This is a genomic window from Lysinibacillus xylanilyticus (assembly GCF_001708185.1).
GTDB classification, from domain to species: Bacteria; Bacillota; Bacilli; order Bacillales_A; family Planococcaceae; genus Lysinibacillus; species Lysinibacillus xylanilyticus_A.
Genome location: NZ_MDDN01000005.1, coordinates 122,900 through 144,679, shown reverse-complemented (window position 1 = coordinate 144,679; position 21,780 = coordinate 122,900). Strand labels below are relative to the sequence as shown.

Annotated in this window: 26 protein-coding genes and 1 pseudogene; 15 read left to right on the top strand and 12 right to left on the bottom strand. The window is 36.0% G+C overall.

Features of this window, described 5'->3' with window-relative positions:
- Window positions 1–64: 64 nt before the first annotated feature.
- The gene (locus tag BFJ97_RS12665) at window positions 65–1,327 is read left to right on the top strand and encodes an erythromycin esterase family protein (protein ID WP_068985018.1); all 1,263 of its coding nucleotides are present in this window, start codon (window positions 65–67) and stop codon (window positions 1,325–1,327) included.
- A 288-nt stretch (window positions 1,328–1,615) separates the two neighbouring features.
- Window positions 1,616–1,774 (top strand): DUF1540 domain-containing protein, encoded by a 159-nt coding sequence (locus tag BFJ97_RS12660; protein ID WP_068985017.1) that lies wholly within the window; start codon window positions 1,616–1,618, stop codon window positions 1,772–1,774.
- Between the two features lie 51 nt (window positions 1,775–1,825).
- On the opposite strand, the gene BFJ97_RS12655 is transcribed toward BFJ97_RS12660, so the two are convergent.
- From BFJ97_RS12655 to BFJ97_RS12645, 3 genes are all read right to left on the bottom strand, one after another.
- Window positions 1,826–2,068 (bottom strand): group-specific protein, encoded by a 243-nt coding sequence (locus BFJ97_RS12655; RefSeq protein ID WP_068985016.1) that lies wholly within the window; start codon window positions 2,066–2,068, stop codon window positions 1,826–1,828.
- Window positions 2,069–2,212: 144 nt separating this feature from the next.
- Entirely contained in the window at window positions 2,213–3,307 is a 1,095-nt protein-coding gene (locus tag BFJ97_RS12650; RefSeq protein WP_068985015.1) for a sensor histidine kinase, read from the bottom strand.
- On the bottom strand, window positions 3,298–4,023 hold the full coding sequence (locus BFJ97_RS12645) for a response regulator transcription factor (RefSeq protein WP_068985014.1): 726 nt from the start codon (window positions 4,021–4,023) through the stop codon (window positions 3,298–3,300). The genes BFJ97_RS12650 and BFJ97_RS12645 overlap by 10 nt, the downstream gene beginning before the upstream one ends.
- Window positions 4,024–4,180: 157 nt before the next feature.
- Here BFJ97_RS12645 and BFJ97_RS12640 point away from each other — a divergent pair, with 157 nt between their 5' ends.
- From BFJ97_RS12640 to BFJ97_RS12615, 6 genes are all read left to right on the top strand, one after another.
- Entirely contained in the window at window positions 4,181–5,104 is a 924-nt protein-coding gene (locus BFJ97_RS12640) for an ABC transporter ATP-binding protein (protein WP_068985013.1), read from the top strand.
- A complete protein-coding gene (locus tag BFJ97_RS12635; RefSeq protein WP_068985012.1) occupies window positions 5,097–5,795 on the top strand; it encodes an ABC transporter permease in 699 nt (232 codons plus the stop codon). The genes BFJ97_RS12640 and BFJ97_RS12635 overlap by 8 nt, the downstream gene beginning before the upstream one ends.
- Before the next feature lie 61 nt (window positions 5,796–5,856).
- Window positions 5,857–6,729 (top strand): DUF4097 family beta strand repeat-containing protein, encoded by an 873-nt coding sequence (locus BFJ97_RS12630; RefSeq protein WP_068985011.1) that lies wholly within the window; start codon window positions 5,857–5,859, stop codon window positions 6,727–6,729.
- 29 nt (window positions 6,730–6,758) lie between these two features.
- Window positions 6,759–7,415, top strand: coding sequence for a uridine kinase (locus BFJ97_RS12625; RefSeq protein ID WP_068985010.1), 657 nt, complete (start codon window positions 6,759–6,761; stop codon window positions 7,413–7,415).
- A gap of 9 nt (window positions 7,416–7,424) precedes the next feature.
- Complete coding sequence (locus BFJ97_RS12620; protein ID WP_068985009.1) at window positions 7,425–7,967, top strand: histidine phosphatase family protein; 543 nt, start codon at window positions 7,425–7,427, stop codon at window positions 7,965–7,967.
- Window positions 7,968–8,149: 182 nt separating this feature from the next.
- A complete protein-coding gene (locus BFJ97_RS12615) occupies window positions 8,150–8,800 on the top strand; it encodes a uridine kinase family protein (RefSeq protein WP_068985008.1) in 651 nt (216 codons plus the stop codon).
- Window positions 8,801–8,907: 107 nt separating this feature from the next.
- On the opposite strand, the gene BFJ97_RS12610 is transcribed toward BFJ97_RS12615, so the two are convergent.
- Window positions 8,908–9,303 carry a helix-turn-helix domain-containing protein gene (locus BFJ97_RS12610; RefSeq protein WP_068985007.1) on the bottom strand — a complete coding sequence of 132 codons (396 nt, stop codon included), beginning with the start codon at window positions 9,301–9,303 and terminating at the stop codon, window positions 8,908–8,910.
- Between the two features lie 319 nt (window positions 9,304–9,622).
- On the opposite strand from BFJ97_RS12610, the gene BFJ97_RS24190 reads away from it, so the two are divergent.
- The gene (locus BFJ97_RS24190; protein WP_139114436.1) at window positions 9,623–9,823 is read left to right on the top strand and encodes a hypothetical protein; all 201 of its coding nucleotides are present in this window, start codon (window positions 9,623–9,625) and stop codon (window positions 9,821–9,823) included.
- Between the two features lie 56 nt (window positions 9,824–9,879).
- Here BFJ97_RS24190 and BFJ97_RS12605 read toward each other — a convergent pair.
- The 4 genes and pseudogenes from BFJ97_RS12605 to BFJ97_RS25460 form a co-directional block, all read right to left on the bottom strand.
- Window positions 9,880–10,454 (bottom strand): annotated as a pseudogene (locus tag BFJ97_RS12605) (SIMPL domain-containing protein).
- Between the two features lie 186 nt (window positions 10,455–10,640).
- Window positions 10,641–11,264, bottom strand: coding sequence for a DUF2238 domain-containing protein (locus BFJ97_RS12600; RefSeq protein ID WP_068985006.1), 624 nt, complete (start codon window positions 11,262–11,264; stop codon window positions 10,641–10,643).
- Between the two features lie 128 nt (window positions 11,265–11,392).
- The gene (locus BFJ97_RS12595; RefSeq protein WP_068985005.1) at window positions 11,393–11,695 is read right to left on the bottom strand and encodes a YunC family protein; all 303 of its coding nucleotides are present in this window, start codon (window positions 11,693–11,695) and stop codon (window positions 11,393–11,395) included.
- Window positions 11,696–11,872: 177 nt separating this feature from the next.
- Window positions 11,873–11,995, bottom strand: a complete 123-nt coding sequence (locus tag BFJ97_RS25460) for a hypothetical protein (RefSeq protein WP_263297471.1) — start codon at window positions 11,993–11,995, stop codon at window positions 11,873–11,875.
- A 277-nt stretch (window positions 11,996–12,272) separates the two neighbouring features.
- Between BFJ97_RS25460 and BFJ97_RS12590 the strand changes: the two genes are divergently transcribed.
- Window positions 12,273–13,010, top strand: a complete 738-nt coding sequence (locus tag BFJ97_RS12590; RefSeq protein ID WP_068985004.1) for a polysaccharide deacetylase family protein — start codon at window positions 12,273–12,275, stop codon at window positions 13,008–13,010.
- A gap of 103 nt (window positions 13,011–13,113) precedes the next feature.
- Here the strand turns inward: BFJ97_RS12590 and BFJ97_RS12585 are convergent, their stop codons facing one another.
- Window positions 13,114–13,374 carry a hypothetical protein gene (locus tag BFJ97_RS12585; RefSeq protein WP_068985003.1) on the bottom strand — a complete coding sequence of 87 codons (261 nt, stop codon included), beginning with the start codon at window positions 13,372–13,374 and terminating at the stop codon, window positions 13,114–13,116.
- 108 nt (window positions 13,375–13,482) lie between these two features.
- Between BFJ97_RS12585 and BFJ97_RS12580 the strand changes: the two genes are divergently transcribed.
- Together BFJ97_RS12580 and BFJ97_RS12575 are read left to right on the top strand one after the other, a co-directional pair.
- The gene (locus tag BFJ97_RS12580) at window positions 13,483–14,277 is read left to right on the top strand and encodes a DUF2268 domain-containing protein (protein ID WP_068985002.1); all 795 of its coding nucleotides are present in this window, start codon (window positions 13,483–13,485) and stop codon (window positions 14,275–14,277) included.
- An 18-nt stretch (window positions 14,278–14,295) separates the two neighbouring features.
- The gene (locus BFJ97_RS12575; RefSeq protein ID WP_068985001.1) at window positions 14,296–14,808 is read left to right on the top strand and encodes a DNA-deoxyinosine glycosylase; all 513 of its coding nucleotides are present in this window, start codon (window positions 14,296–14,298) and stop codon (window positions 14,806–14,808) included.
- A gap of 65 nt (window positions 14,809–14,873) precedes the next feature.
- Here BFJ97_RS12575 and BFJ97_RS12570 read toward each other — a convergent pair whose 3' ends face one another.
- Entirely contained in the window at window positions 14,874–15,734 is an 861-nt protein-coding gene (locus BFJ97_RS12570) for an endo alpha-1,4 polygalactosaminidase (protein ID WP_068985000.1), read from the bottom strand.
- 159 nt (window positions 15,735–15,893) lie between these two features.
- On the opposite strand from BFJ97_RS12570, the gene BFJ97_RS12565 reads away from it, so the two are divergent.
- The 3 genes from BFJ97_RS12565 to BFJ97_RS12555 all read left to right on the top strand — a co-directional run bounded on the left by BFJ97_RS12565 (window position 15,894) and on the right by BFJ97_RS12555 (window position 19,367).
- Window positions 15,894–16,313 carry a hypothetical protein gene (locus BFJ97_RS12565; RefSeq protein ID WP_068984999.1) on the top strand — a complete coding sequence of 140 codons (420 nt, stop codon included), beginning with the start codon at window positions 15,894–15,896 and terminating at the stop codon, window positions 16,311–16,313.
- A gap of 457 nt (window positions 16,314–16,770) precedes the next feature.
- The gene (gene abc-f, locus BFJ97_RS12560) at window positions 16,771–18,402 is read left to right on the top strand and encodes a ribosomal protection-like ABC-F family protein (RefSeq protein ID WP_068985097.1); all 1,632 of its coding nucleotides are present in this window, start codon (window positions 16,771–16,773) and stop codon (window positions 18,400–18,402) included.
- A gap of 167 nt (window positions 18,403–18,569) precedes the next feature.
- On the top strand, window positions 18,570–19,367 hold the full coding sequence (locus BFJ97_RS12555) for a hypothetical protein (protein WP_068984998.1): 798 nt from the start codon (window positions 18,570–18,572) through the stop codon (window positions 19,365–19,367).
- A 487-nt stretch (window positions 19,368–19,854) separates the two neighbouring features.
- Here the strand turns inward: BFJ97_RS12555 and BFJ97_RS12550 are convergent, their stop codons facing one another.
- Both BFJ97_RS12550 and BFJ97_RS12545 read right to left on the bottom strand, forming a co-directional pair.
- Window positions 19,855–20,346 (bottom strand): SRPBCC family protein, encoded by a 492-nt coding sequence (locus BFJ97_RS12550; RefSeq protein ID WP_068984997.1) that lies wholly within the window; start codon window positions 20,344–20,346, stop codon window positions 19,855–19,857.
- A gap of 16 nt (window positions 20,347–20,362) precedes the next feature.
- On the bottom strand, window positions 20,363–21,760 hold the full coding sequence (locus BFJ97_RS12545; RefSeq protein ID WP_068984996.1) for a PLP-dependent aminotransferase family protein: 1,398 nt from the start codon (window positions 21,758–21,760) through the stop codon (window positions 20,363–20,365).
- Between the last annotated feature and the right edge of the window lie 20 nt (window positions 21,761–21,780).

Below are 21,780 nucleotides of genomic sequence, written 5' to 3'. Positions count from 1 at the left end.
GATGATCAGCCTTCACCAATTGGGCGAGTACGGGCATTTAATAGAGTAAGGGAGATTTCTTAAAATGGTATTTGTTAAAAGGAGCTTTTTATTAATTTCAGCATTATTTCTTTTATTATCTTTAGCGGGCTGTGGAAAGGGAGAAGCCGTTAAGGATGCTCCAAAGTATACATCTGCAGTTGAAGATATAGATATTCCGAATGATGTGAAAGTAATTGGTTTCGGCGAAGCGACACACGGAAATGTTGAATTCCAAACATTAAAGAAGGATGTTTTTCAGGCTTTAATAAAAAATGAAAATGTCCGTGTTTTTGTATTAGAAGGCGATTTTGGTGGCGCTCAGCAAATCAATCAGTTCATTTTAAATGGTACTGGCACAGCTGAGGAAGCGGTAAAAGCTTTGGATTATGGTATCTATAAAACGGAGCAAATGATTGACTTTGTTCAATGGATGCATGATTATAACATGACTGCCGATGAGAAAGATAAAATTTATTTTTACGGTAATGATATGCAACGCTATGATTTTAGTAAAAAAGGGTTATTGGATTATTATGAAGCAGTTGATCAGGACAAAGCAAAGGAATATGCAGCCCAATTACAACACGTTTCAAATAAGACAATGCGCGATTTAAAGAGTGATCAACTAAAAGAACTAGACGGAAATATTGATGCAATGATAAAGGATTTGCAAACAAATAAAGAAGCTTACATAAAGCAATCATCGAAAGAAGCCTATTTATTTGCTGCCCAATATGCACAAATCATGAAACAACGCACGCAATTATTTTTAAATGACAGTGATTATATGAATCTTCGTGATAAATATTTAGCTAACAACTTACAGTGGATTGTTGAATTTGAAGCGGCTCAAGGTCATGATAAAGTATTAATGTCTGCTCATAATGGACATATAGAGAAAACTTCTGCAAATATGGCAGGATACACATCTATGGGTCAATACTTAGACGAAGAGTATAAAGATGCGTACTTTGCCATTGGGACGGACTTTGTTAACAATACGTTTCAGGCACAAAATGGATCTGGTGAAAGAAAAACTTATACAGTTAAGCATCATAATGCATTAATCGATGCTTTCAGCGAAGTTAAGGAAAATATTTTCTATGTAGATTTTGAAAAAGCAAGTGAATCTGACGAGTTAGCAGAAATTCTTGCTGAGAAGCAGAGAATGGGGAATATCGGTGATGACTTTAGCTTTTGGTACAAGTACACACAGATGCTTTATACAATTAAAATGACACCTCAAGAAGCTTATGATGGCATTATTCTTGTTCAAGAGGCAACAGCAACAGAAGTTATTGAATAACAACGTCATCATGTAACATAAAAATGCTATTACCTCCAAATAGGTAATAGTATTTTTGTATATAAACCCAAATATCATCACTTGTGGATAAAGTAATCATAGCATAATTAGAATGAAGCTTTTGAAGATAAATATAATTTTTTAGGTGTGTTGATTAACTATTTTTATCCACCTTGATTGATTTGAAGGCTCTGATTTCCGCTACGGGATTTGCGGATTAACCTTCTATTAATAAGTATTGAATACCTCGATTTTGTTAATGATAACAAAAGAGGAGGTGTGAAAAAAATGGCACAAGAAATTCTCTGTGAAGTCAATAACTGTACATTTTGGGATTCTGGAAACAAATGTACTGCAGAAAAAATTTATGTTGTAAGTCAAAAGGGACAGCAGGCATCTAATAGTGAAGAAACCGACTGCAAAACATTTGAACCTGATACGCATTAATTGAGGTAGGGTAATCATTATTTTTATGATTACCCTTTTCCAAACGTTCGATTAGTACATATTTACGCTGTCCTTATTAAACAATAATGAATGAGCATTTTTTACTCTTTCCTCAACATTGTCTAAAGAATACTTTCCAAATGAATCAGTTAGATCACCAATTGCACGCGATAAATTATCAATAACAGGAATCAATGTATCTAACTGAGTAAGTTCTTTCCCTCTGTTCATTTCATCCGTAATTTCATAGGCTAGATGTTGAATCTTTTTTAGTCGCAATTTTTCAGATTGCATGGAACCCTCCTTATTGAACCTATATATAATGTCTAAATATATGACATACAATATAATTTCATGAATGGTTTCTAGCGGGACCAAGAAGAGTCAACAATCGCTCGGGCCCGCAGAAGAACAGCTCAGGTAAAGTCCAGTATCCTATTATTTTTTAGGCAATGTAATAATAAACGTCGTCCCTTTAGAAGGTTCACTTTGTACGGCGATGGAGCCTTTATGAGCTTGAACAAGCTTATAAACGATCGCCATGCCCAGTCCAGTACCTTCAGAAGAAGCATCTGTCGTAGTTCCGCGATAATACTGCTGAAAAATATTATCTAACATGTGCTTGGATATCCCCACACCGTTATCTACAATGTGAATTTCTACATGCTCGGACCTATTAAAAATCTGTGTATAAATATCTGTGTTATGTGGATTGTGGATAATTGAATTCATAAGAATGTTTTGCAATATCCGTTGCATGAATTTAGCATCAAATTCAACGTTAAGTATTGAAATATCCGTGTCAAAATGAAGCCTATAGGCATTAGCTTGTGGATTATTGCTCATATTGGCAACAATTCGTTTAGTAAATTCAATTATATCCAGATTTTCTTTATGCAAAGGTAAGTAGCCATTCGCACTATTTAACTGAATAACGAGACTTAAATCTTGAATAAGTTCCTCCATATGCTTGCCTTTATCTGCAATTTCTTGAATAAAGGATTGGGCTTCCCCTTTAGACCATTCATATTGCTCGTTTAATAACAGAGTAGAGTAGCCTGTAACATAAGTTAATGGTGTTTTTAAATCGTGCGAAATACCCGCAATCCATTCTTGTTTAGCTTGCTCTACTTTTTCTCGTTCTATCTCCGCTGCTTGTAATTTGAAAGATAAGCTTTGTAAATGTTGAAGTACCTCTTGATATAAAAGATAGCGCATACGAAGCTTTCCTTTTCGAGTATAGATTTTAGAGAATCCCTCCGGCTTTTCGTAATTTTCTTGTGAAAGCTGATGAATCCATGTCATGATAAATCCAAGGGGACCCCCAAAATACCATCCAAATGCTCCGATACAAGCTATAGTGCTGAACCCGAAAGTCCATAGTACAATCATATTCTCAGAATCTTCATTTACAGATTTATTGATAAGTGGAAGGATTCCTTCTACACTAATCAAAATACAAATACCTGATGCAAATATCCACAAAATTATCCCCAATGCGAGGTGAAACATAAATCGTGTACTTATTCGCATCGTGAATCCTCTTTTGGTGGAATAAATTTATAACCAATTCCACGTAAGTTTACAATGATTTTAGGGTTACGCGTATCATCTCCAAGCTTCTTCCTTAGCTTCGAAATATGGATCGTAACGGTTTTCTCCTCACCATAAACGTCATTTCCCCAAACAAATTCATAGAGCTGTGTAGTAGTGAAAATACGGTTAGGATTTTTACAAAAGAACTGCAGTAGCTCTAACTCCTTAGCTGTACATTCGACGATCTGATTATTAACGATTAATGTTGCAGATTCAGGATTAAGAGCAAAATAACCGAAATCGAACTTCACACTTTGCTGTTGCTGTGAATTCTCATACATTTTTTGACGTCGAAGGATGACCTTTATCCGAGCAATGACCTCTAAAGGATTGAAAGGTTTTGTAATATAATCATCTCCACCGATTCCTAGTCCTGTTAATTTATCAAAATCTGTAGAGCGAGCACTGACAAAAATGATCGGTGTATTTGTATGCTTCCGTATTTCCGTACAGAGCTCAAAGCCACTTATATCTGGCAGCATGATATCGAGCAAAATAATATCGTATATATTGGTTTTGACAAGCTGCAATGTGTCTTTGCCCGTCGATGCAGTATCAATATTTGTAAAGTTTTCTTTTCTAAGTGTAATTTCTAATAATTTTAATATACCAATCTCATCATCTACGATTAAGATTTTTTCTGTAGATTCCATTTTTATCCCTCATTTCAATTTCATCATAACAGCTTCTGATTGTTATATCCTTACTCTCTTGCAAAAATTACTGTCATTTTCCATCGAGTTTACTTTGTTTTTACTTTCACTTATTAAGATAAATGTAACGAATTCAAAATGGTAAGGAGTAAACAACATGGAAACTGTTATTCAAATACAGCAATTAAGTAAGAGCTTTAAAGGAGTCGAAACTGTCTCGAATGTCAATATGAATGTTAAGAAGGGAGAGATTTATGGGTTTTTAGGTCCGAATGGGGCAGGGAAAACGACGATTATGAAGATGATATTAAATTTAGTAAAACCAACTTCAGGTGAAATAAAGATTTTTAATAATCTAATCACAACGTCCTCCTATCAATATTTAAACAAAATAGGCAGCATTATTGAGTATCCGGAATTTTATGAAAGGCTAACAGCAAAGGAGAATTTAGAGCTTCACTGTGAGTATGTTGGTGTTTATGAAAAAGGGGCTATACAAGAGGCACTAGCTATTGTAGGTCTGGATGGAGTGGAACATAAAAAAATACATGAATTTTCGCTAGGGATGAAGCAAAGATTAGGCATCGCACGGGCAATTGTTACGAAACCAGAGATTCTAATTCTGGATGAGCCGATAAATGGTCTTGATCCTATAGGTATTAAAGATATACGCGAGCTTTTAATGCTGTTAAAAGAAGAGCATGGAATCACTATTTTAATATCAAGTCATATCGTGTCAGAAGTTGAATCAATAGCAGATACTATTGGCATCCTTCACCATGGGAAATTATTAAAGGAAGTAAAAATGGAGGATATTCGAAAAGAAAACATGGAGTACCTGGAAATCAAAATAGACGATTTGAAAAAAGCGATTCGTGTGCTAGAGAACAAGTTGGGAATTCGGAAATATGAAATTGTGAATCAGCATTGTATTCGAATTTTTGAACATGATATTTCTCAATCTCAAATTAATAAAGAGCTTATTTTAAATGACATTGTTATCAATGGAATTGAAAAACAGCAACAGCATTTAGAAGAGTATTTCTTAAATCTTATTAATGGAGGGAATCAAATTGCTTAAACTATTAAGGCTTGAATGGAAAAAGAATTGTATAGCTGGTTATTTTAAAGGATTAATCAGTTGTATTGTTGGGATTTTGGCGGCGGTTGTGCTTATGGCCTTGGGTTCCGGAGATGAACAGGTGTTTCGGGATTATACAGATTTTATGTCTTTAACAAATATTTTAATTCGAATTGTTTTTATTATTTTTTCGAGTGTGATTTTATCGCGTTTAGTCATTGACGAATATAAAAATAAAACGGTCCAATTATTATTTACGTATCCATTAAAAAGGAAAAAAATAATTCTCGCTAAACTGTCTTTAGTTTTCGGATTTTGTTTCTTTAGTATTATTATTGCAACTTTTATGATTAATATTGCTGTTTATTTCTTAAATCCAATGATGAACCTGTTTGATACGCCTGTAGAGATTCAGGAGATGGTAGCTACAATTCCATCTACTTTTGTTAATGCTTTTATGATGGCCGGGGTAAGCTTAATTCCTTTGTACTTTGGTATGCGAAGAAAATCAACAGCTTCGACAATTACATCAGCGGTCTTAATTGGATTTGTTATTAATGCAACAGTTTCAAATGGGGATTCATCCGCTAGCTTATTCCAATTTGTCGGCGTCCCAATCAGCATGTGTCTATTAGGGCTTATTATTGGTTATCTCTCTTATTATAAAGTCGACAAAGTAGATTTAACGTAAATTTTTTCAGCAAATGTTGTTTGTACCGAGGCGTAATTGATATGAGAAATGAGGATGCAAAGTGAAAAAAGCGATCATAGCTTTGATATTTGTAATTGCAATAGGAGGAATTATATTCACCCTTAAAACAAATGGTGAGAAGGGTATTAACGAAGAACAGTCCTTTGATGTTCAGCAAATTGAAGAACTTGAAATAAACGGTGAGTCTTGGGATATAGCATTAGAAAATACAGATTCTGAAAAAATAACAATTGAAATTGAAGGTAAACTACAAGAAAAGCAGGAAAATAACCCTGTTGAAATTAAGAAAGACGGAAATAAAGTTGTAGTATATCAACAAGACACTGAAGGAGGGGTTATGAAAAACTTTAGCTTTGGAAAAAAGGGTACTATTCACATTTCTGTTCCTAAAAATGCTGTGAATAAGATTGCATTAAAAAACAGCTATGGTGATGTTAAAATGAACAACATTGAAACAGAGGAACTGTCGATTTCAACGGATTCGGGCTCTAAAATCATTAAGGGACTATCGGCCGATAAAGGTGAAATTACATCAAAGGATGGAGAATTGAAAATGATGGATAGTACCGTGAATGAATTAACGATCGCCTCTACGAATGGTGATAGCTATATGACTAGAGTCAACAGTTCGAAAACGAAAATTACTTCGACTAGCGGTGAAGTTTTTATGAAAGAAATCATCGAAGGAAAAGCATTATTTGTAGAGACTGCTTCGGGAGATATTACAATATCATACAAAGAGGCACCCAAATCATTAGAGCTTATGGCGAATAGTGAATCATCCGACATAAGCGTTGATTTAGAAGGTTATCAGAAAGAAGAACATACGGAGCAATTAAAGAAAGGTAAGATTGGTGACGCATTAAATAAATTGGAACTAATTAGTAAAGAAGGTATAATAATTGTAAATTAAAATCTAAAAATCTATGAGGTCAATGAGAGATGTTAAGACGAGAACTGATTTCAGAAGTAGCCAATACTATTATAGATTTAAAACTTCACCATCCAATTAGAGTAGCAATTAGTGGAATAACAGCTTCAGGGAAAACAACTCTTGCCAATGAACTTGCTGAAGAGCTTCGTCGAAGAAAAAGAGAAGTAGTACGAACAAGCATTGACAATTTTCATAATCCGAGAGCGATTCGCTATAGGCAGGGAAAGGATTCAGCAATCGGGTATTATGAAGATGCACACGATTATCAAGCATTTAAGGAAAAGCTGTTAATTCCTTTAGGAGAGGATGGAGATCGGCAGTATCAGACAGTTTCGTTAGATTTAGAAAAGGATGCATATGTAAATCCAGAACAACTGCTTGCAACAGACGATACCATTTTTATTGTGGATGGAACATTTTTATTTAAAAAAGAACTAATACATTTATTCGATTATAAAATTTTCGTACAGACAGATTTTGAGCTAGCCCGAAATAGGGGAGCAAAACGGGAGACGATTGCATTTGGAAGCTATGAAAGTGCAGAGGCTATGTTCATTAACCGGTATCATGCTGCATCAAGTTTATATTTAAAGGAACATAACCCTCAAGACAATGCAGATATTGTGATTAATAACAATGATGTCGGTTCTCCATATTTTCTCTAGGAGGTTTATATGGTTAAGCATATTTATGTAATTAGACATTGCGAAGCTCAAGGACAATCGGCGGCTGCTCCTTTAACAGAAGATGGCTTTCATCAGGCAGAAGATTTAGCTGATTTTTTCGCTGACATAAAAATTGATCGAATCATTGCCAGTCCTTTTTTACGTGCAATTCAAACTATAGAACCGTTAAGTAATAGGAAAAATATAAATATTGAAATCGATGAACGGCTTTCAGAACGTATTTTAAGCACTAGAGATTTACCTGATTGGTATGAAAAACTTCAAGCAACTTTTACCGATATGGAGTTAAAGTTTGAAGGTGGAGAGTCAAGTAGCGAAGCAATGAAACGGATCATTCACGTAGTTGAGGAAACTTTCCAAAGTGATGCTGAGCATTCCATTATTGTTAGTCATGGAAATATAATTACTTTACTATTGAAGTATTATAATAATGAGGTCGATTTTCAAGTTTGGGGAAATTTAAGTAATCCAGATATTTTTCAATGTAGCACTAAGCATAATGAAATAACAATAGAACGTGTATGGAAATGATAAAAGTTTGTTTTGCTTAAAATCGCCTCCCGATACAGGAAGAAGATCGCTTCTGTAGCTACGTTTTCCTGCGGTGGTTAGGGCGGCAGCAAGAGCTTATAAAAAAATTTCGGATTAACCAGGTGGTATGAATGGAACTTCATACCACCTATTTTGTGATTATTGGTAAAAGGAGAAGGAAGATGGAGAAGATACTACAAGAAATACTGAATTGGATAAAATTAAGTGATAAAAGAATTATTATCGGCATTTCGGGACATGGAGCAGCAGGGAAAACAACGTTTGCCAATAAACTTGTTAATTGTCTAAATCAAAATGAAGTGAATTATATGAATACAGATCCGTATATTGTTAGTTCAGATATACGTAAGCAAACAATTATCGACTATACATATCAAAATGAAAACCATTGTTTTAAAATGACGGCTTGTCATCCAGCAGCCCATCATTTGCCTTCTTTAGAAAGAGATATTCAGATGGTTCGAGAAGGTCTAGATTTATTGACAATAGATACGCATTATATGAAAAGTACGTTAATTTCTTCAAAAACTAAAGTAACGATTGTAGAGGGAATGAGTGTAGCATTTATTAATCCCGAATTATTTGATTTAAAAATTTATTTTTATACAGATAGTGAGACGGAATTAATAAGAAGGTTGGGTCGTGATGTACTTGAAAGAGGAACCGATATCAATTATTTAAGGCAGTCCCATGAAGAACGTCGGATTCAATATGAATTGTTTATGCATTCGTATAGTCAGCCATTTGATATTATTTTTAAAACATCTGATGAAGTAGTATGTCTAGAAAAAAATTTACTTAATCCTAAATAATATATAGTCATGTATGCGGAATATTCTTGATGTCCATATGTATTGGCATGTGTGTTGAATCCCAAGGAAAAGCGGATAGGCCTCTTTTCCTTGGGATTTTGACGTAACTAATTCGAATGTTTTCTCATGTAAACATAAAGTTCAATACCTAGCATAAAGAGCGTTGCAATTAAAAATCCAATCATAAAAATTTCGTGTACAAGTGCAAAATAAGCTATATAAATTACAATAGCAACTAAAAATAAAATTACTAGAAAATGAAATTTTACTGCTTTTTCATTATTCGCGATTTGCTTTTTTATAGGGCTGTTACCTTTAATCAAATGATCTAAACTAATATTCATTTCATCGCTTAATAAAATTAAATTTTCAATATCTGGAGCACCTTTTTCTTGTTCCCACTTTGAAATGGCCTGTCTAGTCACACCGATTTTATTTGCCAATTGTTCTTGGCTTAAATTATTACTTTTACGATAATCTAAAATCGATTTGCTAATTTTCATTTTTATCATTCCTTTTTATATTTGATATCATCACCATACCAAATTTACTGCTGTTGCAAACAAAACCAATAGTATCAAGTCCGCAATGCTACGTTGCAATTAGATTAAATATGGAATGAGAGTGTCATTGTTTTAAATCCTCTCGAAAAAATGTTGTTTAGGTTCTCCATTAAAATTTGTGGTTATTTTGGTTCATCACCAAAAGTTGTGGGTGATATTTTTTAAGACGTATGCTTTGTATATAAGTTGATTGGAGTGGAGGCTGGGCGACTCCTTGGGGATCAGCGGCTCATCGGACGCCCCCAGGAAGCTTTGCTCTGTGCGTCAGCGGCAAATGTTTTATCTGTGCGAAAGCGAAGCGACAGCAACAAATGTTTTATCTGCGCGAAAGCGAAGCGTCAGCGGCAAAGCGCCAAGTCGGAACGGAAATCAACCACATGTTATGGTGATGAGTTGCTTTTTTTCTATAAATTCAATAATCTTACATTTTACTGTAGAAGAAAAGCGAAAACTCTCGTAGCTTAATTGTTGTCGAGACAAATCAAGAGAGGAGTTTTCGCTTTGGAATTATACATTTTAATATTGAAATTTCACTCGAACAGTCGCATTAACGGCTATTTGACCCTGTTCAATAGGCGTAGAAATTTTGGAATCGGCCATCGCCATGGATCTATACAGAACTGGGGCGCGCTCTAGTTCCTCAACAATTTCGATAGGTTGTGGTTGTAAAGGCAAATGCATTGTCTCGGCAATCGTTTTAGCCTTCATTTGCGCATTATGAAGGGCTAAACTAAGAGCTTGTTGATAATAGGCATTGGCATTGTCAATATTGAATTGGATAGAGGAGATTCGATTTGCACCATTTTCCACGGCTGTATCAATAATTACACCAATCTGATTCATATCCGTTACTTTAACGGTAATACCATTTGTGACTTCATAGCCTTTAAAAATTGTTTGCCGTCCTCATAATCATAAAGTGGTGAAATCGTATAGACAGCTGTTTGAATATTTTCCCTTGGGATATGGAGATTTAAAAGAGCTTGGATAACACGATTCATAATGATTGCATTTTCCTGCTGTGCTTCTTGTACATTTTTTCCTCTTGTCTGGACTTCAATTTGAAGTTGAACATAACTTGGAGTAGCCATTACTTTTCCATTTCCAGTGACGTCAATCACACGAGATGGATGGGGCGAGTGCTGACTTATATTTGCATAGTACATAGAATACCACCCTTCGAAAGGTTCATATTAGTTATGCTATGCTTACTATAGAGGAAAATTGTTTATCATCATTTAGCAAATATTTTTTGTATACGCCAAGGTGAAATTGATTTACTTTGCCTGCTTTTTCAATAATTTATCATGGAATTTTGTAAATAGCAGTAAAGTTAAAATGGTTCCAAGGAAGGCCGAAAACATGTCCCATTGTGCATCCCAGGGATCTCCCTGCATCCCTACAAAGTCTTTAGCACCCTTGCCGCCTTTTGAAACTTTTGTACTGAGCCATTCAATGATTTCGTAGAGAGCAGCAATTGCCAGCATAATACTTATTGTAATACCTGTTAACCAAGCACCTTTCGTTAGTGGTGTTTTTCGTATTAATATTTCCCTTATGACAATGGCCATCAAACCTTTAAGAAAATGTCCAAAACGATCGTAGTCATTCCGCTGTAAGTGAAATTCTTCTTTTATCCAATTAAAAAGTGGAACCTCTGAATAAGTATAGTGCCCGCCAATAAATGTTAAGATGGATAAAAGGGCAATGATCACATATGAGAAAGTTGTGAAGCGGAATTTGTTGTAAATAGCGATTACAATAATAATAGCAACCACAGCAGGGCTAACTTCTGCGAGCCAATCCAAATAGGTAGCTGGTTTTATGACAGACCAGACAAAAATAATAACGACTATTAATAATAAGATTACATGTATTTTCCAATGTTTATCTTTATCCAAAATGAACACTCCTTTGCCCAAAGTATAGGGAAAGAGTGTCTAGCTTATTCAAACTGTACATAATACATCAAAAAAAAGCGTCTAGTCGAAATTGAACTGACGCTTTGTTTATACATAAAAACTTCCGGTTATATCATTTTTAATAATGCCTCTACACCAGGCATTCCTTCTGTAATACCGAGCTGCTGCGCTTCATACGTCACGGATTCTAATGGGGCTGTCAATAGTTCATCGATTGTTTTCACACCAACTGCACGACCTGCAATAATTTTACGGTCAGCTAAGCGATCATTTAATAAACCGATATCTAAAGCCCCACACATGATGTAGCCCGTTTCATTTGAAATTGTTAGTAGTGTTGTTTTAGGTAATTGAACAATCACTGCAGTGAAAAAATGACCCTTAATCATAATAGGCTCAATTGTCACCATTAATATCACTCCTTTTCTCTATATACATATGGCAATAGATAAAAAGGTGTTCGACATTTTCCGTAAAAAAATTATTGTAAGCGTAATTCTGCCACCTTAAATAAGATATGTTGTTCGTAAAAAACTAAAAGAACCAACTCGATTTCCCTTTTGTAAGAATGAGTTGATTCTTTTTATTTATTTCGTATAAGAAAGCATTGCTGTATGCTTGAATTTTTTTAATGCAATTGTTGCCTCGTTTTTAGTGTCGTACTCGAACATACGATAAGTATTTTGTTCAAAAACTGTAATAATCCACATAATGAAATCCCCTTTGTTGTTTTTTTGTACTATAACAATCGGCAGAAAAATTAATTAAACTTATAGTTGTTATATATCAGTTTGTGTTTTTTATTTTACATCAATTAGTAAAAAAATAAAGTGGTTTGTGAGTGTTTTCACAATTCGTTCAAAATTTAACAGCAATTTATCGGTGACAAGGTATGAAAACCGCCAATCCTTCACGAGTATAATTCATTGTAAATCGTAAATAGTAAGTTGACGGAGTTATGTGAATTTGAACTTGGGAGGTGATGCTATGACACGTAAATATGTATTACGTTTAACCCTTTGTTTTTTAATCATATCGGTATTTTTTACAGAGCTGACCATCTATGCGGATAAAGGTCGACCTTATTATGAGGAGACAGGGGAAGTTGTGTGGGATATTAAAACAGAAGACAAAATAATTGCTCTAACCTTTGACGATGGACCTCATCCCAAATATACGGCAGCAATTTTAGATGTATTGGCAAAGTATGATGCAAAGGCTACCTTTTTTATTCTTGGAAAAAATGCAGAAAAATATCCAGAGCTAGTTTTAAGGTCTTATTCTGAAGGTCATGAGTTGGCCAATCATACGTATTCACATCCGTTTAATGTTTCCGTAGCTGAATTGCAGAAGGAACTGCGTCAGACAAAGGGAATCATTAATAGTATTACTGGATTTTCCCCAGTTTTATTCCGTCCTGTAGGTGGTAATTATAACGATCAAATGATAAATGCTGCTGTAAAGGATGGATACAAAGTAGTTATGTGGTCTTGGCATCAGGATACTCAAGATTGGAAACAACCAGGTGTGAAAAAAATTACACAAAAGGTATTGAAGGGATCAAAGCCTGGAGATGTTGTTTTATTCCATGATGGAGGCGGCGATCGCACGCAAACCATTAAGGCACTGGAAGAAATAATACCAGAACTTAAAAAACAAGGTTATACATTTGTCACAATATCCGAGTTGATTGAACGCAAACAACAACAAGAGCAAGTACAGTAAGGGGAAATAAGCCATCTCAACCATTGAAATGGCTTATTTTTTCCTCAAATAAAAAAATGAGTCTGCCATATCGCAGCGGATATTGAGCATTGGACATTTCATTTTAGAAAAATAATAGAGGCGCGAGTGCAATTCCGATAATAGTTCCGAGTACAATCCCAACGCCAAAACCTGGTCTTCTAAAATTCCGACGACCAAAAAAACCTAAACCATATCCTCCATATCGTCTATCAGGTAGAATCCACACATGTTTTCTATCCACCATCGTTATCTCTCCAACATGTACTCTGCCAGATGTATCTGTAATTCTTACACGTTTACCATGATATTTACAGCAAAGATTATAAGTATCAGCTGGATTCATAAAATATCCCTCCTTTCGACTTCCTTACAAGTTAATATATGCTGTTTCATACATTCCTCACTAGCCGATTGTCTATTTGAGACATAAGCTATAGCAGGAGGTGAGGGGATGTCAGTAATACCTACCGATGAGTGGCTTAATGAATTAATAGAGAATCAAAGGCAAAATCACAGTAGGAATTTTAATGAAATACAGTGTTACATTCTTTGTAGTCGTTTAGTTGAAATTTTTAATGGTGGATATCCGGAAGAACTACAATTTGAACTACAGCAACAGGGTCTTTTTCAGCCACATGAAAAAATAGATATAAAAAAGTTAAAGGAACAAAATGTGTGGGAAGTTGTCCAAAAGGAATTTATTTATTTAAAAAAGAGATGGAGCGGTCCAAATATACCAATCTATATTTTTCCGATAACACAGGAACAAACAATGACAAATAAAAATGGTGTCGCCTATCCAAATGCTTTGTTTTTATTTATAGGAGAGCTTGAAAAAGAGGAACTTAAAGCGTTATTTGCACATGAGTACAATCATGTTTGTCGTTTACAATTTTTAAATAAGACGCTAGACGAAGTGTCCTTGTTGGATTCTTTAATTTTAGAAGGATTAGCAGAATGTGCAGTTGAAGAAATTTACGGAGATAAATGGTTAGCCCCTTGGTTGAGTTACTACTCTTTGGATAAAATGTTGAAGATATGGAAGAAGCGTTTTTTGCCTAAAATTAATATTCAAGGATTAGACAATCATATTGAATTTTTATATGGTGGAAAGCTTCCTAAATGGATAGGGTACTGTATTGGTTATGAAATCGTAAGGTCTTATATAAAAAATTTTTCATCAAATAAACTTCATGTGAAAAGTTCGAAGGAAATACTTGTCGGCTCTAATTTTCCGCTACAATAAAGGGGAGGAGTGATTGTAGTGTCAAATGAACTAAAAAATGTCTTACGACCAGTTATTGATTCGTCAACAAAGGTGCTAATTGTCGGTTCAATGCCAGGAAAGCAATCATTAGAGAAACAGCAGTATTATGGCAATCCACGCAATCACTTTTGGCCGATTGTAGGGGAAATATTAGAGGTAAATATACCAGATGACTATGAACGAAGATTAAAATTGTTAAAGAGCAATCATATCGGTCTCTGGGATACGATAGAATCGTGTGAGCGTAAAGGAAGCTTAGATGCAGCTATTCGTAATGAAAAACCGAATGATTTTAAAATGCTTTTTGAACAGTATCCAAATATTGAGTTGGTGCTTTTTAATGGTGGAAAGGCATTCGAAGTTTTTAAAAAACATATTGGCTTTGAGGTTTTAGTTGGTCGGGCCTATCAAAAAATGCCCTCAACTAGTCCGATACCAGGTAAAAATATTAAATCTTTTGAGGAAAAGCTTGAGGATTGGCGAGTGATGCAATCTTATTTATCTATATAATTTCACTTCTAAAAAATACCCTCTGATGAGTGTTGCAGAGGGTATTATAATGCTATTAAAGGACGTTACTGCCAAGTATTGTAGTGAGATCCAGCGGGGCTATAGAAAAATTTAAATTGATATTTCTCTGCTAAAGCACGACTTTTTTCTTCATCCTCAAATCCAATCGCCATCACCTGAGTACCGAATTTATCTCGTATGTGAACTAATTGCTTCATCCCATCCAATGCCCAGTCATCTTCTCCAACTACATCATACGAGAAGTTTTCCCACATTATAAAGTCGATATATGGCGCTGTATAGTCAGCTAATGTTTGAAAGCCCCAATTTTGCGCAACAGACAAGCCGTTATATTGCTGTTTTATTTTTTTGATGAAGGATAACATTGCTTCATTTTGTGCTTCCTGCTCTTTTTCAGGTAAATAAGAATTAATGTTGCCCACAGTGTCTAAAAACACACCATCTAACCCTTTTTGAACAATTTGCTTCTGAATTTCTTCTAGTAAAAGCTTTTGATAGTGTTGAGAGGTCATATCCATTAAATACGAATCCCACTCAGCGAAATACATCTTTTCTCCATGCGCATCTTTATAAAAATCTGCTTCATTTAATTGACTATAAAGCGCTGAATTCCATTTGTCTGCTTCCATAGCGTTTATATAGCCGTATATTAGTGCTCCATTTTTTTGAGCAAGGTCGATATACTTCTGCTGCATTTCGATTGGCTCCACAATGACCAAATCCAAGTTAGCCATTTCCTTGCCAATCTTATCGTTTCCTTGATCTAAATAATATTTGTAATCCTTTACGTTAGCTAGCTTCGCTTGGATCCTTGTTGTAGATTCAGTGGCTTGCTTCGAAGAAATTAGTAACCAAATGCTTAGTAACACAATTATAGTAGTAATGTTGAAAAGTAATTTACGCATGAGTGCTCCTTTTCTTGGAAATACTCTCCCATTATACAATATTAGCCAATGGAATAATTGGTTGAGTGTAGTCTACAAAGCTCCCCTGAAGATAGGCAATTGCTCAACGGTTATTCGCCTTTTTACATATATTGAAATATGTAGAAGGGGGAGTTTTTAATGTATAACAATCCATATGGAGAGGATTTCAGACCTCCAAGCGGGAATGAACCTAATTTCGAACCATCATTTGGCCCACCAGGATTTGGCCCGCCTGGATTTGGCCCACCACCATCATTTGGCCCGCCTAATTTTGGACCACCTGGATTTGGCCCACCACCAGCAGGTCAAATGCCTCTTGGCCCACCACCTAGTTTTGTGCCATCGACTCCACCGTGGGGAATAGGTACAAGTGGTATTCAATCATGCTTATTTAGAAATACGTATATATGGATGTTTAATGGATCAAGCTTTTGGTTCTTCCTAACTGCTGTAGGGAGAGAGTCTATTGCTGGGTTCCGATGGAGTAGCAGAAGGGGTTGGCGCTTCCAAACCATTGCAAGAAGAGAGATTCGCTCGTATGATTGCTCGAGATGGTAATGAAGAGTAGGACACTATGAACCAATAAGAATTCTCTGATTAGTATGATGTTACTTGTGAAGAATTATTTTACAACTTTACCGTTGTTGTTTTAGAGACAATGATGTTACAATTATTGTAATTACTGATGAAGGGACGATGGGTGGCTAATGATTAACTAATCGTATGGAATATTATATTTCAATCAAAAATAGGATTAGTCTGCCCATTTTCCAAAACGCGCATCTCGTATCGACGAAGCTTTGTCGATACGAGGTTGTACGATACTTACAAGTGCTTCATTTTCCATCTGAACCTCTTTATTTAGAAGCAGATAGGAGAAGTGGCTTACTTAGTAATGGAACACAAACAAAGCTTTGTTCATAAGCTTTTTTGTGTATGATAATTTTTAAGACTAATCCTTCCAAAATACTTGGAGGGATTTTTTTGTCCCTTCGAACGGAAAAGGATGGATGTTATGAAGGAACTTTTAAAATTACAAGATGTACGTTATGAAATACAGGATGCAAAGATTTTTGAGCATATAACAGCAACGGTGAAGATGGGCGAGGTCATCGGCATTATTGGTAGAAATGGGGCGGGCAAATCCACATTATTGCAGTTGATTGCAGGCTCGATAGTGCCGACTTCGGGACAGTTACGTTGGTTGCAGTCTGCTAAAATTGCTTATGTAGAACAGGAGAGTGCGCATTTTGATACGCTGGAGGTAACTGCAAACGAGGCTGATTTGCTTGCTAAATGGCAGGTTCCAGATGTGTTATTTTCAGCATTAAGTGGTGGAGAGAAGCTAAAAATGCGTCTTGCTGATGGTTTTGCACAAAATGCTCAATTACTTTTACTAGATGAGCCAACGAATCATTTAGACGAGCGAAGTACTGCACTGTTAATTGAGCAAGTAAAAAATTACGATGGTACCATCATTGTTGTCTCCCATGATCGCTATTTTTTAGACGAGATTGCGACTAAAATTTGGTCGCTAGAAGAAGGGAAGCTCATGGAGCATAGTGGCAATTATAGTAGCTATATAGCCGCTAGAGAACACCAAAGACTAACACAACAACGTGCCTATGATAAACAGCAAAAAAATATTGAACGTATAGAGGCACAGATGAAAGAGTTAACATCCTGGTCACAGAAGGCACATGCGCAGTCTACAAAGCAGGAGGGCTTTAAGGAATTCTATCGTGTAAAAGCAAAGCGTATGGACTCGCAAGTTAAATCTAAGAAAAAACGATTAGAGAAGGAGCTTGCGAAGGTTAAAATTGAAGCTGTAGAACCTGAAGAAGAGATTCGTTTTTCTTTAGACACAAATCAACGAGTGGGCAAGCGTTTTTTAGAGACAAAGAGTTTAACGAAGTGCTTTGAGCAACGAGTTTTATTGAAGGATGTAAATTTAATTGCAAAGTTTGGTGAGAAAATTGCTATTATTGGGACAAATGGTAGTGGCAAAACAACATTATTAAAGATACTCTTAGGGCAGGTAGAGGCTGAAGGGGAAATTTGGCTATCTCCTGCAGCAAACATCGGCTATTTAACACAGGAAGTATTTGATTTACCACTGGATCAGACACCGGAGCAATACTTTTATAAAGAAACCTTTGAGGAGCAAGGGAAAGTCCGAAATTTAATGAAGCATTTAGGTTTTACACCAGCACATTGGACTGCTCCAATAGGCAAAATGAGTATGGGAGAGCGTGTAAAGTGTAAACTAATGGCATATATTTTAGAGGATAAAAATGTGCTTATTTTAGATGAACCGACGAATCACCTTGATTTACCTTCTCGTGAGCAGTTAGAGAAAACACTTGCGCAATATAAGGGAACATTACTTGTTGTCTCACATGATAGATATCTTCTTGAGAAGGTAACTGATAGTGTGTGGGAAGTTCAAAATAAACGTATTGAGAAAAAATGGAGAAACAGTGCTCCTTCTCAAGCCGATGATAAAGCCGCTCTTCGTTTAAAACTTGAAAATGAAAGACAAGAAATACTCGGCAAGCTTAGTTTTCTTACGGCAAAGGATAAGGATTACGCTATGCTTGATCAAAAGTTTAACGAACTGACGAAGCAGATTAATGAACTTAAGTAACTACAATAGTTTTTAGGTAGGGAAGAAAGAAGTGACCTTACACGATTAGTTCTGAGATGAACCCGGGGGACCTGATCAGTTTCGGATCGAACCCGATCAGTTCTTCGGGGCATACCAGATTACTTCTAAGGTCTACTCGATCACTCTTAATAAAGGGGGCCAACGCCATGAAAAAAGTACTTTTTGCCTTCATGCTTTTAAGTTTCAGTATAATCACTGCATGCTCTGATAAAGAAGAAAAACCTAACGTGCCAAACAAGCCGCAAGAAGAGCAGCAATCGCAGGAAAATCAACAGGAATCTTCTAAACCGAATAAGGAAAACACAGTAGCATCGATTACACAGGCTGGGGCATTAAAAAATGTTAAGGACCAGCTTAAAACGGATTTACCTATAACTTTACCCAAAGGGCTACCAATCACAGAAGGTACATTTTTAACGGCAACAACGAAGGCAGAAGCTAACGAAGTTGAAATAGTATTTTTTGAAAGCAAAGAGTATTTGCCAATCAACGATATTAAACTAAAACAACCAGATAGAGCGACCGTTATTGCTCGTCTTTTAGTGAAGCAATATGAAAGTGCAGACGAAGCAAGTAAGCAAATTTCTTTTGAGAACTTTAGTCAAAGTGGCGGTCAAGAAGTTGATCTTGGTTCCAATATTAAAGGCTATCAGGATGCAGGGGCAGGCTCTTTATGGACTGGTTGGAATGAGGGAAGATGGGCAATAGCGACTCAAACAAGAACAGACAATCCGGAAGTCGGTGTAAAGCTTGCTAAGCAGGCAGTACAATTTTTAGAATCGCATATGCTTCCTATTCCAAAGCAACACGGATCTGCACATTTAGATGTAAATGAATCAGGAAATTTAATCGTGTGGCAGGACGACAAGCTTGTCTATACGCTTGATTCAATCAAGGATCCGCTAAAAGCACTTGAAATGGCTACAGCTTTTACCATTAAATAATATTGTAAGGTGCCATATTAATAAAGTACGACTCTTCGGCAAAACGAGGGGTTGATTTCCGTTCCGACTGGGCGCTTTGTAGCTGTCGCTTTGCTTTCGCTACAGATAAAACATTTGCCGCTGACGCTTCGCTTTCGCGCAGAGCAGAGCTTCCTGGGGGCGTCCGATGAGCCGCTTCGCTACGCTCCAGGGTCTAATCTGTGACGCTGATCCCCAAGGAGTCGCCCAGTCTCCACTCCAATCAACCACTTCACATGGTGTGTATCTTCTCGCATGTCACTCTAATTTATAGTGATAAAATGCGAAAGCGAAGTGCAAACGTAGCGGCAGCGACAATGTTATTATCTGTCTGAAAGCGAGTAGCATGGAACGAAAGCAACCTCATTTAAATCGCCGCAACATTCACAAAGATTTCCTTGACCATTTTGTTTTTTAACATAAAAACTCCTAGGGCACTTTACACCCTAGGAGTTTTATTTATGATGGCTTAAATCTTTTCTACGTCATCCACAAGTTGCTTATATTCTGCAAACCATTTTTGCCATTCTTCCATTGGAAATTCTTCATGTACAGTTCCATTTAATAAGTCTGAAAGCAGGTCTAAGCATATATGCCAGCCAGCTAAATCTTTTGGTGTATGCTCAGTTAGCTCACCAATCGGTTCAAGTAATACTAATATGGAACCGCTGCTAGTGGGGGAGAGTTCAAATCTGACTGTATCTTTGCCCCATTCAAATTCGAGCACTTCCTTCTCAACATAGTCTGTAATTGCTATTTCCATATAAGCATCCGTTCCATCATTCATATTAAAATGGATTTTACCGTTTTTTCGAAGATCAATAATTTCTAAATTGTTCATCCATTTTTGAAGCTTGCCATTCTTCGTTAATACAGCCCAAACAGCATCAACTGAATGGGACAGCGGACGGTTGAATTTTACGACATAGTTATTTTGTTGTTTCTGAATAGTAGCGAGCATTTGATATCCCCCTTTTTTACTTTACCTCGTCATAGACTGCTTGAAATAGTCTTGTCACGCCTTCTTCTATTTCATTCTTCTTTAAATGTCCATACCCTAAAATAATCCGATTAGTATTTTTCCCTTTCTCTATCGAATGATCCTCTACAGGGTATACCCTTACACCAAGTTGCTCGATTTTAAACAATAGCTCTTTAGAAAAATGAATATCCTCTAATTCAGCAATTAAATGCAAACCAGTAGAGTAACCTAAAATCTTCACTTTATTTGAAAAGGTTGTTTGCAAACATTGGATAAGAAAATCTCGCTGGTTTTTATAAAACTTCTTCATCTTCGCAATATGTCTTTCTAAATAGCCTTCTTTAATAAAATGAGCAAGAATAAGCTGATCTAATGATGGTGTGTGTAAATCAGTAAGCCATTTCAGCTGCCGACATTTCTCGATTAAATGAGTTGGGAGAACAATGTAACCTATTCTTAATGCTGGAGAGAGAATCTTGCTAAAAGAGCCTATATAGAGTACACGTTCTAGATCTAAACCTTGTAAAGAGCTGACAGGTGGACCTTCATAGCGAAACTCACTATCATAATCATCCTCAACTAAAAAACAATTATTCCTTCTGGCGAAATTGATTAATTGAATTCTGCGCTGTATTGGTAACGTACCCCCTAGTGGGAATTGATGTGATGGAGTTAGGAAGACAAATTTAGGATGCAAATTTTCTGGTATTAAGGCTGTCTTCATCCCATATTCATCTACAGGTATTGGATAAAGAGAGGCACCTGAAGATTTAAAAATCGTTTGAATATCATTCGTAATAGGATCTTCTATAATGGCTATATCATTAGGTGATAAAAGCAATCGAGAAACAAGTGTCAATGCTTGTGTAGCGCCGGATGTAATGACAATTTGTTCTGGATGACAGTGAACACCTCTAGTTCTTAATAAGTAGTGTGCTAACGTTTGTCTTAATTCTAAACGACCCTCTGGAAAATCATATCCAAAATTAGTTGATTCAATATCATTCCACAGTTGATGTGATAGCTTGGCCCATGTTTTACGGGGGAATAAGTCCAATGCTGGAATACCTGAACGGAAATTAATAATATGATTTTTCAGCTTTTTTTCATCGACTTCAAATAAAAATGGTGCCTCATGCTGTGTTAAAAAGGCTCCCTCTGCAACAAATGTACCTGAACCACTTCGTGCAATTAAAAATCCCTCTGCTAACAATTGATCGTAAGCTTCCAATATGACATTTCTTGAAACCTTCAGCTCGAAAGAGAGCACACGTGTTGATGCTAGCCTTTCACCTGCTTGAAGATGGCCATTTAATATTTTTTCCCGAATTTGCTGATAAACTTGCCGGTTTAGAGGTATATCTGAAGAACGATCAATTGGTATCCATAACAACTTTCTCTCCTCCTATTTAA

Excerpts from the sequence above, each read along its gene's own strand:
- BFJ97_RS12665 (WP_068985018.1), top strand. The coding sequence starts at position 65 with ATGGTATTTGTTAAAAGGAGCTTTTTATTAATTTCAGCATTATTTCTT.
- BFJ97_RS12660 (WP_068985017.1), top strand. The coding sequence starts at position 1,616 with ATGGCACAAGAAATTCTCTGTGAAGTCAATAACTGTACATTTTGGGAT.
- BFJ97_RS12655 (WP_068985016.1), bottom strand. The coding sequence starts at position 2,068 with ATGCAATCTGAAAAATTGCGACTAAAAAAGATTCAACATCTAGCCTAT.
- BFJ97_RS12650 (WP_068985015.1), bottom strand. The coding sequence starts at position 3,307 with ATGCGAATAAGTACACGATTTATGTTTCACCTCGCATTGGGGATAATT.
- BFJ97_RS12645 (WP_068985014.1), bottom strand. The coding sequence starts at position 4,023 with ATGGAATCTACAGAAAAAATCTTAATCGTAGATGATGAGATTGGTATA.
- BFJ97_RS12640 (WP_068985013.1), top strand. The coding sequence starts at position 4,181 with ATGGAAACTGTTATTCAAATACAGCAATTAAGTAAGAGCTTTAAAGGA.
- BFJ97_RS12625 (WP_068985010.1), top strand. The coding sequence starts at position 6,759 with ATGTTAAGACGAGAACTGATTTCAGAAGTAGCCAATACTATTATAGAT.
- BFJ97_RS12620 (WP_068985009.1), top strand. The coding sequence starts at position 7,425 with ATGGTTAAGCATATTTATGTAATTAGACATTGCGAAGCTCAAGGACAA.
- BFJ97_RS12615 (WP_068985008.1), top strand. The coding sequence starts at position 8,150 with ATGGAGAAGATACTACAAGAAATACTGAATTGGATAAAATTAAGTGAT.
- BFJ97_RS12610 (WP_068985007.1), bottom strand. The coding sequence starts at position 9,303 with ATGAAAATTAGCAAATCGATTTTAGATTATCGTAAAAGTAATAATTTA.
- BFJ97_RS12595 (WP_068985005.1), bottom strand. The coding sequence starts at position 11,695 with ATGGTGACAATTGAGCCTATTATGATTAAGGGTCATTTTTTCACTGCA.
- BFJ97_RS25460 (WP_263297471.1), bottom strand. The coding sequence starts at position 11,995 with ATGTGGATTATTACAGTTTTTGAACAAAATACTTATCGTATGTTCGAG.
- BFJ97_RS12590 (WP_068985004.1), top strand. The coding sequence starts at position 12,273 with ATGACACGTAAATATGTATTACGTTTAACCCTTTGTTTTTTAATCATA.
- BFJ97_RS12585 (WP_068985003.1), bottom strand. The coding sequence starts at position 13,374 with ATGAATCCAGCTGATACTTATAATCTTTGCTGTAAATATCATGGTAAA.
- BFJ97_RS12580 (WP_068985002.1), top strand. The coding sequence starts at position 13,483 with ATGTCAGTAATACCTACCGATGAGTGGCTTAATGAATTAATAGAGAAT.
- BFJ97_RS12570 (WP_068985000.1), bottom strand. The coding sequence starts at position 15,734 with ATGCGTAAATTACTTTTCAACATTACTACTATAATTGTGTTACTAAGC.
- BFJ97_RS12565 (WP_068984999.1), top strand. The coding sequence starts at position 15,894 with ATGTATAACAATCCATATGGAGAGGATTTCAGACCTCCAAGCGGGAAT.
- abc-f (WP_068985097.1), top strand. The coding sequence starts at position 16,771 with ATGAAGGAACTTTTAAAATTACAAGATGTACGTTATGAAATACAGGAT.
- BFJ97_RS12555 (WP_068984998.1), top strand. The coding sequence starts at position 18,570 with ATGAAAAAAGTACTTTTTGCCTTCATGCTTTTAAGTTTCAGTATAATC.
- BFJ97_RS12550 (WP_068984997.1), bottom strand. The coding sequence starts at position 20,346 with ATGCTCGCTACTATTCAGAAACAACAAAATAACTATGTCGTAAAATTC.